10 protein-coding genes are annotated in these 14,725 nt (G+C 40.6%); 7 read left to right on the forward strand and 3 right to left on the reverse strand.

All coding sequences use genetic code 11. The annotated features are described in order from the left end of the window. Positions 1 to 56: 56 nt before the first annotated feature. Positions 57 to 3,383 (reverse strand): transcription-repair coupling factor, encoded by a 3,327-nt coding sequence (mfd, locus tag M2448_RS08145; RefSeq protein ID WP_280645702.1) that lies wholly within the window; start codon positions 3,381 to 3,383, stop codon positions 57 to 59. A gap of 166 nt (positions 3,384 to 3,549) precedes the next feature. Between mfd and panB the strand changes: the two genes are divergently transcribed. Further along, positions 3,550 to 4,368: a 3-methyl-2-oxobutanoate hydroxymethyltransferase gene (panB, locus tag M2448_RS08150; RefSeq protein ID WP_280645701.1), complete on the forward strand. Its 819-nt coding sequence runs from the start codon at positions 3,550 to 3,552 to the stop codon at positions 4,366 to 4,368. Positions 4,369 to 4,726: 358 nt separating this feature from the next. After that, positions 4,727 to 6,799, forward strand: coding sequence for a DNA topoisomerase 3 (locus M2448_RS08155; protein ID WP_280645700.1), 2,073 nt, complete (start codon positions 4,727 to 4,729; stop codon positions 6,797 to 6,799). A 2-nt stretch (positions 6,800 to 6,801) separates the two neighbouring features. On the opposite strand, the gene M2448_RS08160 is transcribed toward M2448_RS08155, so the two are convergent. Continuing rightward, positions 6,802 to 7,470 carry an HD domain-containing protein gene (locus tag M2448_RS08160; protein ID WP_280645699.1) on the reverse strand — a complete coding sequence of 223 codons (669 nt, stop codon included), beginning with the start codon at positions 7,468 to 7,470 and terminating at the stop codon, positions 6,802 to 6,804. A 541-nt stretch (positions 7,471 to 8,011) separates the two neighbouring features. Further along, positions 8,012 to 9,070 (reverse strand): class I fructose-bisphosphate aldolase, encoded by a 1,059-nt coding sequence (locus M2448_RS08165; RefSeq protein WP_280645698.1) that lies wholly within the window; start codon positions 9,068 to 9,070, stop codon positions 8,012 to 8,014. A 229-nt stretch (positions 9,071 to 9,299) separates the two neighbouring features. On the opposite strand from M2448_RS08165, the gene M2448_RS08170 reads away from it, so the two are divergent. The 5 genes from M2448_RS08170 (at position 9,300) to M2448_RS08190 (ending at position 14,696) form a co-directional block, all read left to right on the forward strand. Beyond that, entirely contained in the window at positions 9,300 to 11,033 is a 1,734-nt protein-coding gene (locus M2448_RS08170) for a phosphoenolpyruvate carboxykinase (RefSeq protein ID WP_280645697.1), read from the forward strand. A 228-nt stretch (positions 11,034 to 11,261) separates the two neighbouring features. After that, positions 11,262 to 11,525, forward strand: coding sequence for a DUF2089 family protein (locus M2448_RS08175; protein WP_280645696.1), 264 nt, complete (start codon positions 11,262 to 11,264; stop codon positions 11,523 to 11,525). Next, positions 11,515 to 12,123, forward strand: a complete 609-nt coding sequence (locus M2448_RS08180; RefSeq protein WP_280645695.1) for a YIP1 family protein — start codon at positions 11,515 to 11,517, stop codon at positions 12,121 to 12,123. Before M2448_RS08175 ends, M2448_RS08180 begins: the two co-directional genes overlap by 11 nt. Positions 12,124 to 12,132: 9 nt before the next feature. After that, positions 12,133 to 13,101: an alpha/beta hydrolase gene (locus M2448_RS08185; protein ID WP_280645694.1), complete on the forward strand. Its 969-nt coding sequence runs from the start codon at positions 12,133 to 12,135 to the stop codon at positions 13,099 to 13,101. Between the two features lie 152 nt (positions 13,102 to 13,253). After that, a complete protein-coding gene (locus M2448_RS08190; RefSeq protein WP_280645693.1) occupies positions 13,254 to 14,696 on the forward strand; it encodes an SWIM zinc finger family protein in 1,443 nt (480 codons plus the stop codon). Positions 14,697 to 14,725 lie beyond the last annotated feature (29 nt).

Consider the following 14,725-nt stretch of genomic DNA (forward strand, 5'->3'; position numbering starts at 1 on the left):
ATATTATTTCATGCTGAAAAGTTAAAGTTAATAATATAAATCAGATGATCAACTTTTCACCCCATAATCTCCATTAATGCCATACATGCGGTTTCTACATTTGGAATATGTTGGATACTTACCGAACGCTTGCCGTTTCGTTCTTTCAATTCGCAACTGCGCGGGTACTTCTGTATATAATCGAGTAGTTTATCGAATGCTTTCGACTGGTAATACGGTGACTCAGGGTTAGACACAAGGAACAAACTCATGCGTCCGCCTTTGAGTACCACCTTTTCTATACCCAGTGTTTTAGCTAATGCCCGCAAGCGTACCACCATAATAAGTTCGCGGCCTTCCGGTGGAATTTTCCCGAAGCGGTCTTCGAGCCGTTCCATGAATTTGAGTACATCACGTTCATGTTCCATATTATCGAGTTCGCGATAAATGGTAATACGTTCCGAATCGTTGGGTATATATGTCGCAGGGAATAGCAGTTCCAAGTCGCTTTCGATCTGTACATCGTCGACAAAATCGTCTCCGGCTATCTTTTCTTCTCCTTCGGTTTCGTGGTAAATGTCGGAGAACTCTTCATTTTTCAACTCGTTTACAGCTTCTGTGAGTATCTTCTGATATACTTCATATCCCAGATCGGCTATAAAACCACTTTGTTCGGCTCCCAGCAGGTTACCTGCTCCGCGTATATCGAGATCCTGCATAGCAATGTGGAAGCCATGTCCCAGTTCAGAAAAATTCTCTATAGCCTGTAGGCGTCTTCTGGCTTCGGGAGTAAGTGTATGCAACGGAGGAGCGAGCAAATATGCAAAAGCTTTCTTGTTGCTGCGCCCTACACGTCCGCGAAGCTGATGCAAATCGCTCAGCCCGAAATTCTGGGCATTGTTTACAATGATTGTATTGGCATTCGGTATATCTATACCCGATTCTATAATAGAAGTTGCCAGTAACACATCATATTCGTGGTTGACAAAGTCGATGATGATAGCTTCCAGTTTAGCCGGATCCATCTGTCCATGTCCTACGGCAATGCGGGCATCGGGTACTTCGCGGCGGATAATATCTTCGAGTTCGTAGATATTCTTTATACGGTTATTGATAAAAAAGACCTGACCGTTGCGGCTCATCTCAAAATTGATAGCCTCGCGTATAATGTACGGATCGAATGTATGTACTTCGGTCTGTATCGGATAACGGTTTGGCGGCGGGGTAGTGATAGATGACAGGTCGCGCGCACCCATCAGAGAGAATTGTAGTGTACGCGGGATAGGGGTTGCCGTCATTGTAAGAGTATCGACATTCGATTTCATCTGTTTCAACTTTTCTTTGACAGCCACGCCAAATTTTTGTTCTTCGTCGATAATAAGTAAACCCAGATCCTTGAATTTTACATCTTTACTCACTATGCGATGTGTCCCGATAAGGATATCGACCTTACCCTCTTTTACTTCATCCAGCGTCTCTTTTATAGTGCCGTTGCTACGGGCACGACTAATGTATTCTACCTTGCATGGAAAGTCTTTCAGGCGGTCTTTGAATGTCTGATAATGCTGATATGCAAGTACGGTAGTAGGTACAAGTACAGCTACCTGTTTGTTATCGGTTACTGCTTTGAATGCAGCACGTATGGCTACCTCCGTTTTGCCGAAACCAACATCGCCACAAATCAGCCTGTCCATAGGCTTAACATTCTCCATATCCAGTTTTACATCTGCGGTAGCTTTTACCTGATCGGGAGTATCTTCATAAATAAAAGAAGCCTCCAGTTCGTTTTGCAGGAACGAATCGGGCGAAAATTTAAAGCCTTCTTCCTGTCGACGTTTGGCATAAAGCTGTATCAGGTCGCGGGCTATGTCTTTTACCTTACTTTTGGTCTTTTCTTTGATCTTGTTCCACGCCCCCGTACCCAGTTTGTTGATGCGCGGCGGTTCACCTTCCTTGCCCCTGTATTTAGAAATTTTGTGCAGAGCATGCAGCGACACGAATATAGAGTCGTTGTTGAGGTATATAAGTTTGATCAACTCCTGCATCTTACCATTCATATCGGAACGCACAAGCCCGCCGAATTGCCCCACACCATGATCGATATGTACAATATAATCACCTATTTGAAACTGTTGCAGCTCCTTGAGCGACAAGGCAAATTTACCCGAGCGCACCCTGTCCGATTTCAGATTGTATTTGTGGTAACGGTCAAACAACTGATGGTCTGTAAAACAGCATATTTTCAGTGTTTCATCTATAAAGCCTTCCGATAATGTTTTTTCTACCGGAATAAAGTCGATATTATCTTCCCGGTCTTCAAATATCGATTTCAGGCGTTTATGCTGCTTCTCGCTGTCACTGAGTATATATATATTAAAACCCTGATCTATATATTTATGAAAAGTTTCACTTATCAGATCAAAGTTCTTATGGAAAGAATGCTGACGATCAGTGTTAAATTCGATAGTAGCATCCGTTACTCCTTGCATTCTGGCTCCGAAATGGACATGCTTAAATGTGCTGATAAGCGAGGTGTACTCTTCGTATGTCGTAAGTTTTGCCTGCACATCTTTTTCATATTCGGGATTGTCCAGAATGGCTGTGTCTGTATATACTGCTTCTATCTTTTGCCCTGCCCATGTAAAATCGCTAAAACCGACAACGGAATCTTTCGGAATAAGTTTCAGAAAAGACTCTCTGTCCAGATCCGACTTTTGCATATCGGGTATTATCTGTATCTGTTGAAATTTCTCTTTCGACAACTGGGTTTCTATATCGAATGTACGGATAGTACTCACTTCGTCTCCGAAAAAGTCTATACGATACGGAAATTCGTAGGAAAATGAGAAAACATCGAGAATACTACCTCTGATGGCATACTGTCCCGGCTCATACACATAATCTACATATTCGAATCCGAACGAATCGAGCATGTCCGAAACAAATCCCCTGTCTATTTCTTCATCTGCCTTTATATGTATTGTGTTCTTTTCCAGAATAGTTTTTGATACCACTTTTTCGGCTAATGCTTCGGGATAGGTAACGATAATAAGATGTTTATTGTCGGTTTGCAGCTTCCCGAGCACTTCGGTACGCAATATTTCATTTGCCGGATCTATCTGTCCGTATTTGATTGCCCGTTTGTATGCCGATGGGAAAAATAATACATCATCAGCGCCCAGTATCTGAGTGAGGTCGTGATAAAAGTAGCCGGCGCTCTCCTGATCGTTGAGGACATAAAGAAAGCATTTGTCGGTCTTATGAAACAAAGCTGCGGCAAACATGGATGCAGATGATCCCTGCAATCCTTTTGCATAGATGTTTTTGTGCTTTGCGAGAATAGACACAACAGCCGAGACATTTTTATGAGTCTCAAACACCTCTTGTAATACTGAAAGTTCCAATGTGATGAGTTTTATTGTATTCGGAATGCGAAAATACAAAATAATGACAGAAAACAGAAATAAGCTTTTAAAATATTCCTGTAAATAAGCAGGATAAATTCTGTTTGCTACATTTGATATATTATTTTTACCTTTGTCCGGTTTATTAATCTAAAAACATAAAATTATGTCAACATACACAGAAGACAACCGTAAGGTTACAACACACCGCCTGATAGAAATGAAACAACGCGGTGAAAAAATATCCATGCTTACAGCTTATGATTATTCTATGGCGTCTATCCTCGATCAGGCAGGACTGGACGTTATACTTGTAGGCGATTCGGCTTCGAATGTAATGGTGGGAAACATTACCACACTGCCAATGACACTCGATCAGATGATCTATCACGGACAATCGGTAATGCATGGGGTAAAACGTGCACTGGTAGTTGTAGATATGCCATTCGGTACCGTTTCGGGCGATCCGCTCAAATCGCTGCAATATGCGATCCGTATGATGAAAGAAACAGGAGCCGATGCACTAAAAATAGAAGGTGGCGCCGAAATAGCTGCCGATATAAAGAAGATTATAGATGCAGGTATTCCTGTGATGGGACATCTGGGGCTTATGCCACAGTCTATAAACAAGTACGGAACTTATGCAGTAAGAGCAAAGGACGATAAAGAGGCCGAAAAACTGATAAGCGATGCTTTACTATTACAAGAGATAGGTTGCTTCAGTATTGTGTTGGAAAAAATTCCGGCAGAACTGACAAAAAAAATAACAGACCAACTGTCTATCCCTATTATTGGTATCGGGGCAGGCCCTCATGCCGATGGTCAGGTATTGGTAGTACACGATATGCTTGGAATAAACAAGAGCTTTTCGCCTAAATTCCTGCGCCGTTATGCCGATCTGCATACAGTAATGACCGAAGCTGTTCAGCACTATATAAAAGATGTGAAGTCGGTAGATTTCCCTAATGCGGATGAAAGCTATTAAGTAACACATAATATTTATTGTCGTGTTCAATGCTGTAGGGGCGAAATATCTTTCGCCCGCAACTATATCGGGCGAAAGATATTTCGCCCCTATTACCTAAAAAAATACGACAATATTTATTATCCATTACTTAAAACTTTTTTATCTATATAAGAAAATAAAAGAAAAAACAGTATTCAACATAAACCAAAACTATAGCGAAAACTGTAAGTTTTGTAAGGTTTTAGTTAAAATTTCAGTTTACTAGCTTTTAGTCTACTAGTGTACTAGAAAAAAGAGGGATTTGAACTAGCAAGCTAGTACACTAAAGACTGGTAAACTTGTAACTTTTGTCAGGTTTTAGTTAAAAAATAAAATAATGAAAGTCTGTATAGCCGAGAAACCAAGCGTAGCACGCGAAATAGCCAATATACTGGGAGCAAGCTCCCGGCGTGACGGTTATTTTGAGGGCAACGGCTATCAGGTGACATGGACTTTTGGGCACTTTTGCTCCCTTAAAGAGCCACACGAATATACACCTCAATGGAAGTCGTGGTCGCTGGCTGTATTGCCAATGATTCCGCCTCGCTTCGGCATTAAGCTGATAGACAATGAAGGAGTAAAAAAGCAGTTTGCCGTTATCGAGAAACTGATTGCAGAAGCAGACGAAGTTATCAACTGCGGTGACGCAGGGCAGGAGGGAGAACTTATACAACGCTGGGTAATGCAGAAGGCTCAGTGTAAGGCTCCTGTAAAACGCCTGTGGATATCGTCTCTTACAGAGGAATCGATGCGCGAAGGGTTTAGTAACTTAAAGGATCAGTCTGCATTCGATAAGCTATATGAAGCCGGATTATCCCGCGCTATTGGCGACTGGCTACTAGGGATGAATGCTACACGCCTATACACCGTAAAGTATGGACAAAACAGATCGGTATTGTCTATCGGTCGTGTGCAAACCCCTACATTAGCACTTATTGTAAACCGTCAGCTCGAAATAGAGAACTTCAAGCCCGAACCGTATTGGGAACTGAAAACCCTGTATCGTGAAACGACATTCTCGGCTACGAAAGGTCGTTTTACAACAAAGGACGAAGGTGAGAAGTTTTTGGAAGAGATAAAACAATCACTGTTTGAAGTTACCGACGTAACCACAAAGAATGGTGAAGAAGCTCCTCCGCGACTATTCGACCTTACAGCATTACAGGTAGAATGCAATAAGAAATTCGCTTTTTCGGCAGAAGATACTCTAAAAACCATACAATCGCTCTACGAAAAGAAGCTGACTACCTATCCGCGTGTAGATACTACTTACCTGAGCGATGATATGTACCCGAAAGTACCCGCTATACTGCGGGGGCTGGCCGGATATGAAACGCTTACGCAGCCTGTACTGGCATTGCCTAAAGTACCTAAGTCAAAAAAGGTATTTGACAATAGTAAAGTGACCGATCACCATGCTATAATTCCTACGGGCGTACGTGCCAATAACATGTCGGCAGATGAACAAAAAGTTTATGATTTGATTACAAGGCGCTTTATTGCAGCATTTTATCCCAATTGCAAGATTGCAACTACAACCGTTTTGGGCGAGGCTGCCAAAGTTGAATTTAAAGTGACCGGTAAGCAGATACTCGATCCGGGTTGGCGTGTTGTTTTCGAGAAACCTGCGAATACAGGAGCTAATCAGGAAGAAGATGAAACAGATAAAGACGATGATAATATCCTGCCTGCATTCGTCAAGGGAGAAACAGGGCCTCATATTCCATCTCTGACCGAAAAATGGACGCAGCCGCCTAAATATTATACTGAAGCCACGCTTTTACGGGCGATGGAGACGGCAGGAAAGCTTGTGGATGATGAAGAACTGCGCGATGCGCTGAAAGAGAACGGAATAGGGCGCCCGTCTACGCGTGCGGCCATTATAGAGACTCTCTTTAAAAGAAACTATATCCGCAAAGAACGTAAAAATCTGTATGCCACACAGACAGGGGTAGAGCTGATAGGTACTATAAAAGAAGAGCTGCTAAAATCGGCAGAGTTAACAGGTATTTGGGAAAGGAAGCTACGCCAGATAGAGAAAGGCGAATACGATACACGACAGTTTATCGACGAACTGAAACAGATGCTTACCGAAGTTGTAACCAATGTGAAGAACGAATGGGGAGGTAGCATTACAATTGTAGAAGCAGTAAAAGAAGAAGCCGAAAAACCTAAAAAGAAAGCTCCCAAGGAAAAGAAGTCTGCCGGAGAGAAGAAGATGCCAAAGCCCAAAAAAGAGAAGGAAAAAAAGCCGCTTCTCTGTCCTATATGTGGCAAAGGGACTATCCTAAAAGGAAAAACAGCCTATGGCTGTTCGGAATGGAAAGCAGGATGTAAATTCAGACTACCTTTCGAAAATGGCAATGAAAACTTTACAGATGAAGAATTGAGAAAAGCCTTATATAAGTAGGCCTACAATAAGGCGTTCCCATTCATATTCAGCTTAAATGTAAGCCCAAAGAAGCCTGCCGATTTACGGCACAACAGCATACGATCCATAAATATCTCGAAATAGTCCATCACTGCACTTATTTCTGTATCGATAGTAAGATGTAGGGTCAGCGTCTTATCTTCTTTATTTAGCTTCAATTCGGCCTTTTCTACAGCATAGTTCACCCTGTCGTGAATGTCTGTATAAATCGTATCTTTACTACGTACCCGGCTACGGCGTACATCTGTCTTATCAGCAATTATCACTGCGGCAGCAATGGCATTTACGGGGAAAGCCGTTTTTTCGTCATGGTTGCCTATAGCCGTTATTATAGCAGCAGTGTCTTTAGGTTCCATTCCCATTTTGTCGAGGATACGGAAGGCCATTACAGCACCACTCTGGGCATGATCGACACGATTTATTACATTGCCTATATCGTGCATGTAAGCAGCAATCTTTGACAATTCTACTTCATGCTTGGAATAATCCAGATTTTCCAGAAGTTTGCCCGCAACTTCGGCGCATTTGGTTGCATGGGCAAAACTATGCTCGGTAAACCCAAGAGCTTTTAGTGAAGCATCGGCTTGTTTGATGTAAGTGCGAATCTCTTTAGAGTTCTTTATATCTGTGAATGATATTTTGTTACTCATTGCTATAATTCTAATTAAGTATGCAAAAGTAGAATTTTTTAATGATATCTGAAAGTAGAGAAGTAAGCTAATCAGGAGACAAATCCAATAATGTTACGAGAAGCAAAAAAGTTTATCTATAGGGAAAAGCGATCTTTGAGATATAGCAGATTTAAAAGTTTTAAGTTTAATAAAGATTCGAATTTCTGTCGGAGTTGTAAGGTTTTAGTTAAAATAGTTCTGCACACTTATTTCTACACAAGTTCAGGTTAACATAATAAACTGAAAATTAAGATAAAAAATCAGATAATATCAAATAAATTATGTAATTTATGCGTCTAATACTATAGAAATAAGCATGTACCATCCCAAACATCAATTACTATGTTTTTTTATATTATATCCATAATATATGCAATCTATTTAGTATGCCTTCTGGTCAGTTGCCGGATTGCATATCGTATTGAAGACAATGAAAAGTGATCTATAGACAAAAAGAAGCCCCGCACACAGGGTACGAGGGACTTCTTCAGCAACTATAATAAAAAACACTAGACTTAGCTCACGCTAACGTTATTTCGTTGTCTAAATATACATCCTGAATAGCATTTATCAGTTCTACGCCTTCTTTCATCGGGCGCTGGAAAGCTTTGCGTCCGCATATCAGCCCCATACCTCCGGCACGTTTGTTCACAACGGCTGTATATACGGCATCTTTGAGGTCAGAAGCTCCATGTGATTCACCGCCTGAATTGATTAGTCCTACACGTCCCATATAACCGTTTGCTACCTGATAACGGCACAGGTCGATCGGGTGATCGGAGGCCAGTTCGGTGTACATACGCTCGTCCCATTTGCTGAAATTGATGGCTTTAAATCCACCGTTGTTTGTTGGCAGCTTTTGTTTAACAATATCTGCTTTAATGGTTACACCTATATGGTTTGCCTGACTAGTCATATCTGCCGAACTGTGATAGTCTACACCATCCTTTTTGAAGTCACTGTTTCGCAGGTAACACCATAGTATGGTTACCATTCCCAGCTCGTGTGCATACTCGAATGCTTTGGCAATATCAACAATCTGGCGGCGACTTTGTTCAGATCCGAAGTAAATAGTTGCCCCTACGGCAGCGGCTCCCATGTTCCAGGCTTCTTTGATTGTACCAAATAATACCTGATCGTAGCTTGTAGGGTAGGATAGAAGCTCATTATGGTTGATCTTTACCACAAATGGTATTTTATGAGCATACTTCCGCGCTACGGAACCTAGTACTCCATAAGTAGAGGCTACAGCACTACACCCCGACTCAAGTGCCAGTTTAACGATATTCTCTGAGTCGAAATATATGGGGTTGGGGGAAAAAGAGGCTCCGGCTGAATGTTCGATATCCTGATCGACAGGTAATATAGATAAATATCCGGTGTTGGCCAGACGCCCATGTCCTAATAAGCGTTGAAAATTGTTCAGTGTAGGAATATTACGGTCGCTATCTATCCATACATTGTCTATTATATTGGGTTGTGGAGCATGAATCAACGATTTGTCAATAGTTTTACTAACGTGTCCAAGCAGATATTCAGCCTGATCTCCCAAAAGGGCAGTGATTTTTGAATTTGCCATAATTTTATATATTATTTTATGATAATCCAGTTGTAATAATAGAACAAAACAGAGTAGCTTTAGTTTAAACACCGAATGTTATTTTGCAAAAAGCGAAAGATTATTTAACATATTCTCGTTATTTATAACGTGTCAAAATAATTCAAAAGTTAAAATATTTTGCTATCTTTGCTTGATCTGTCAAAAAGAATTCACTTTTTTGTATTAATTTAACCATATATAGAACATTATGTTACATGAATTTACGCTTTCCAGAGGAAGAGCCATGATCAACTTCACGCTCAAATATTGTGATACGAAACAAAAACTTCTGAACAGTTTTGGTTTCAGGCGTGTAGTTGAATCATTCATCAAAATAGTTTTAAAGAAAGACGAAGTTGTACTATACGACTACTATACAGAGCATTTCGGCAGTGAAGACGAAGTGGTAGACTCAATGATAGAAGTATTTAAACTGCTGACAGTATTCAATATAGAGGAAGTCATTGCTGTAGATAACAAATACTCTAGATTCTTCGAAGATAAAGACCTCTTTATAGAAGTCACTGAGCTGCTCCTTGCTTACTGGAAAAGACTCGAACGCTACACTATCGTAAGAAACAACAGAGTAGGGGACGGACTTCAGAATGTGCGTTTCATTCAGGCAAACGATATGTTCAACGAACTGATACTGTCTACCGGACGCCGCATTCAGGCCACTGTAAACGGATACGAAACTCGTGTCTATCGTCAGTCTACAGCCGGAGCCAATGCCGGACTCACACTGAATGATGTAAGCTGGAATTGTCCGATAGAATATAAAGGATTGGCTTCTATACCATTTATCAGTACAGTTGTTTTCCAACCACCATACATCTCATATACAAAGCGTAATACACGTGACGGTATCTTTCAGGAGCACCAGCAGAATCCATTGCTGAATGTAGTGCTGAATGAAGACGACTGGTTTGTATTCCCTGCCAAAGTAGGAAATATGCTCACATTTGTATATTTCCACAAAGACTTTATGGTACACGGTATAGGACTGGCTAACCTGTTCGAACTGGCTACCGAGACAGAGTACATCGGCAAAAAGCCTGATATGATCTATGTATTCGGCTATCCTGACGGCTTCGAAGAAAAACGTACCTTCTACTACAAAGACAAGAAGAACGATATACTGGTAGGCTATGCCAACTATTGCGATGATATAGACTATTTCGGCTATATGAAGAAGATGCTCCTTACGTTGCACAATGTGAAACAGATAGAACAACAACGCCTGCCTATACATGGTGCTATGGTGAACATCGTTTTACGCAATGGCAAAGAATCCAATATTATCATAGTTGGTGATAGTGGGGCAGGAAAGTCTGAGAGCCTTGAAGCGTTCCGTACGTTGAATGAAAATTATATACGCCACATGCGTGTGATTTTTGACGACATGGGCTACCTTAAAAAAGAAGATGATGGCACGATCAAAGCCTATGGAACCGAAATCGGCGCTTTTGTGCGTGTTGACGACCTCGATCCGGCTTATGCCTTCGAACAGCTCGACAAAGGTGTATATACCAATATGGACAGGGTGAATGCGCGTGTTACAATACCTATTTCAACATATAAAATCATCTCGAAAGGTTATCCGATAGACTACTTCCTGTATGCCAACAATTACAATGAAGCCGACAAGAAGATACTTATCTATAATGATCTGGATAAGGCAATTACCATATTCGAAGACGGTGCGCGTAAAGCGAAAGGCACAACTACCGAAAAAGGCCTTGTTAAGTCTTATTTTGCTAATCCGTTCGGTCCTGTACAGGAACGTGAAGCTACAGAGAAGCTTGTTCGCTCATACTTCAAAGACATGAAAACTGCCGGAGTACAGATAGGTGAAATGCACACATCGCTGGCTATTGATGGTAAAACAAAAGACGGACCTCGTGAGGCTGCCGAAGAACTGTTTACCCTGATCAACGAATAAAATTCAATTAGATCTCATATGTGAAAAGCTCTCTGTTATACAGGGAGCTTTTTTAGTTAGCGATCTGATGTTTTTCGCTTTACGTGAGATGATTTAAACAATAATCAATAAATATATTTAGCAAAAATTCAATTACATGAAATTAATTTCAATAAAAACTAAATAATATTTATTCATATGTTGATATTATTAATATTATCATATATATTTGTAAAAAATATATGAATTATGTTACCCTGTAATTGTCCGAGTTGCCAATCGCAACTAAAAGTAAAAAGCCTGAAATGTGAAAATTGCGGCACCGAAGTACATGGCCTTTACGAATTGCCTGTATTGACGCGCCTGTCGGTCGAAGAACAAGACTTTGTCCTCAAGTTTGTAAAAAATAGCGGAAGCCTCAAAGATATGGCTAAGCTGTTGGGACTGAGTTATCCTACTGTGAGAAATTTGCTGGATGATATAATCAAAAAACTTAACAGCTATGAAAAATAAATCGACTATCGTAATATGGCTATTCAGACCATTTACTTACATTGCCGGAGTAAAAGCATTATTGGCGGGCATTGCCGTTATGGCATTGATATCTATATTAGGTTATCTGAGTTATACTCATTTTGACGGAATTATAGATATACATCTCAATTGCCTGAGTTCTCCGACACCTTATATTATCCATGCATTCTATCAGTTATCTACCTTAATTATACTTACAGCTGTATTCTATATTACAGCTCGTGTCGCATCCAAATCGGAAACACGCCTTATCGATATTGCCGGAACGATGGCATTGTCGCAAGCTCCCCTTATAATAGCGGCATTGTTAGGCTTTATTCCCTCATTTCATGTATGTATAGAAAGTCTGAATACGGATATTATAACTGTACTACAGGCAAATATTATACCTGTAATGATCAGTGCTGTTGTATTTATGATATTCTCCATCTGGTCTATCATACTCAAGTATAATGCTTATTCCGTATCGGCAAACCTGAAAGGGGCAAAGGCATGGATATCATTCGCTGTGGCATTGCTAATTTGTGAAATAATATCCAAAATAGTCCTTTATCAGATTGTACCACTAATAAAATAAATAAGTCTTATGAAAAATATAATTATTACAATAGTTTGTCTGCTTTTATTGGTATCGACATCGCTCTCTGCTCAATTAATTATTGCAGAAACCCCCATCTCCTTAAAAACATCATCAGGAGACATACATGGAACATTGAAAGTGCCTTATATTGTTGATAGTAAACAAACTCCCGTTGTTCTCATCATTGCAGGCTCAGGCCCAACCGACAGGGACGGCAATAACCCGCAAATGAAAAACAACTCGCTGAAAATGCTTTCAGATGGTTTGTATTATCATAACATAGCCTCCCTTTGCTTTGATAAACTTGGTATCGGCGAAAGCAAAGATGCAATGAAACAAGAATCCGACCTACGTTTCGAAGACTATATTAATGATGTGCGCGGTTGGATCGACTTATTATCTGAAGATAAACGATTTTCCGAAATCATTATCGCCGGACATAGCGAAGGCTCATTGATAGGCATGATAGCCTCTGTAAACAATCCTAAAGTTTCCCGATATATATCATTAGCCGGATCGGGAAAACCCGCTGACGAAATACTGAGGGAACAGCTCGATAAGCAGTTGGCAACCCAGCCTGCCATAAAGGAGACTATGTTTTCGTATATTGATAAACTCAAAAAAGGCGAAACTATAGCAGATGTGCCTGTAGCATTCAATTCCCTCTTTCGTCCTAGTGTACAGCCCTACATGATTTCATGGTTCAAATACAATCCACAGGTCGAGGTAGGTAAACTAACCATCCCTGTGCTTATCGTACAAGGGACAACCGATATACAAGTTCCTGTCGAACATGCCGACTTGCTGGCTGCAGCTAATAAGGGATCGCAGAAAGTGATTATTAAAAATATGAACCATGTACTCAAAGACTGTGAAAGCACCGATATGCAGCAACAAGTGAGCACTTACACCAATCCCGATATACCGATCAATAAAAGCCTGATAACAATTATATCCTATTTTATCAAACAATAATACTAACGGGAGCGGCTCTAAATAAGCCGCTTTTCATTTTATTTATTAACACCTTTACTTTATTTTCTTTTCAGATTATTCATAACTCAAATAATCTTATAAATTTGTATTTGTCTTCGCACGAATGTAAACAAATACTATAAGATTAAATAATGGAAATAACACAAAAGAAGATCGAGGAGCTTGCACCCAATGCCGATGCCGCCAAAAACGGACGCGATCTTGTAAAAAAGAACAAATTTGCCAATCTTAAAATTTCAGCTGAGAAAAACCTTATCTGGGGCGAATGTGCCGGAAGCGGAAAGAATCCCTACTTTTGTTCGGCTGATTATATCGAAGAGAATAACCCCGTATTCAGATGTAATTGTCCAAGCCGTCAATTTCCATGCAAACATGCCATAGGTCTACTATACGCTTATGAAGCCAATAGCGGGGCATTTGCTGTAGCCGATGTGCCCGAAGATATAACATCTAAGCGTGAGAAAATAGAGAAAAAACAGGAAAAGAAAGCACAGGAAAAAGAGACAATAAAAGAGAAAGCCGAAAAACCGAAGAAAGTAAACAAGGCCGCCTTTATAAAAAAAGCAGACACACAGCTCGCCGGAATCGAAATAGCAGGCAAAATACTAAAAGATATAGTGCAGACCGGACTGTCGTCTGTAGATGCAAAGATCAGCCGCACACTACAGGCACAGGTGAAAGAACTGGGTAATTACTATATTAATGGTATCCAGAGGGCATTCAACGACCTGTTGCTCGAACTGGGCGAAGGAGAAAACGAAGAATATACACGCGTTATCGACCAAATTAACTATATTTCCGCCCTGTTGAAGAAAAGTACAGCCTACCTCAATCTGCGGAAAGAAGATCCCGAAGCCGATCCGGAAATCGATTCGGCTATAGAAGAACAAATAGGCTATGTTTGGAAACTTATAGAACTGATGCAGTACGGACTATATGAAGAAAACGGCGAACTCGTGCAATTATCTTTCAACAGCTACGACAATCCGGCACTCAAGGAATATGTAGACGAAGGTATCTGGCTCAATCTCAAATCGGGAAAACTATACAAGACCAAGAACTACAGACCATATCGTGCTGCCAAGTATATCAAAGAGGATAATAGCAGCTTCGATGTACTCCAACTCAAAGAAATGTTTATCTATCCCGGCGACCAGAACCCGCGCGTCCGCTGGGAACCCGAAGCTGTAAAAGAACGAATAATAGAGGTAAAAGACCTCACATCTATTCTGGCGCTTGCATCGGGCAACTATGCCGATACCATAAAGTCGGTGAAGAATACTATAAAGAACCCGTTGATGGATAAAAATCCGGTTGTATTGCTTACACTGCACAAAGCCTATCTGAATGGCGATAACCTTGTGATAGAAGATAGCTTAGGCAATAAGTTGACACTGAAAGATATCCAGGAACAGAATATATCTTCGGCTACCAACCTAAAGGCTATACTGCCTGCAAATCCACAGGGTTTTGCTCTGGCTGTGATGATGAACAACGATGTGCAGACAGGATTATTGTCAGCTCAGCCTATGTCACTTATCACCCCTGAGAAAATAATCCGACTACTTTACTAATCTCAATTTTGAAATCTTGATATATTGAA

It is taken from the genome of Dysgonomonas sp. PF1-14 (assembly GCF_029892965.1).
Classification (GTDB): domain Bacteria; phylum Bacteroidota; class Bacteroidia; order Bacteroidales; family Dysgonomonadaceae; genus Dysgonomonas.

What these genes read in the sequence shown, in the direction of transcription:
- M2448_RS08185 (WP_280645694.1), top strand. Translation starts at nt 12,133, where the DNA reads ATGAAAAATATAATTATTACAATAGTTTGTCTGCTTTTATTGGTATCG.
- panB (WP_280645701.1), top strand. Translation starts at nt 3,550, where the DNA reads ATGTCAACATACACAGAAGACAACCGTAAGGTTACAACACACCGCCTG.
- M2448_RS08175 (WP_280645696.1), top strand. Translation starts at nt 11,262, where the DNA reads ATGTTACCCTGTAATTGTCCGAGTTGCCAATCGCAACTAAAAGTAAAA.
- M2448_RS08165 (WP_280645698.1), bottom strand. Translation starts at nt 9,070, where the DNA reads ATGGCAAATTCAAAAATCACTGCCCTTTTGGGAGATCAGGCTGAATAT.
- M2448_RS08180 (WP_280645695.1), top strand. Translation starts at nt 11,515, where the DNA reads ATGAAAAATAAATCGACTATCGTAATATGGCTATTCAGACCATTTACT.
- M2448_RS08190 (WP_280645693.1), top strand. Translation starts at nt 13,254, where the DNA reads ATGGAAATAACACAAAAGAAGATCGAGGAGCTTGCACCCAATGCCGAT.
- M2448_RS08170 (WP_280645697.1), top strand. Translation starts at nt 9,300, where the DNA reads ATGTTACATGAATTTACGCTTTCCAGAGGAAGAGCCATGATCAACTTC.
- M2448_RS08160 (WP_280645699.1), bottom strand. Translation starts at nt 7,470, where the DNA reads ATGAGTAACAAAATATCATTCACAGATATAAAGAACTCTAAAGAGATT.
- M2448_RS08155 (WP_280645700.1), top strand. Translation starts at nt 4,727, where the DNA reads ATGAAAGTCTGTATAGCCGAGAAACCAAGCGTAGCACGCGAAATAGCC.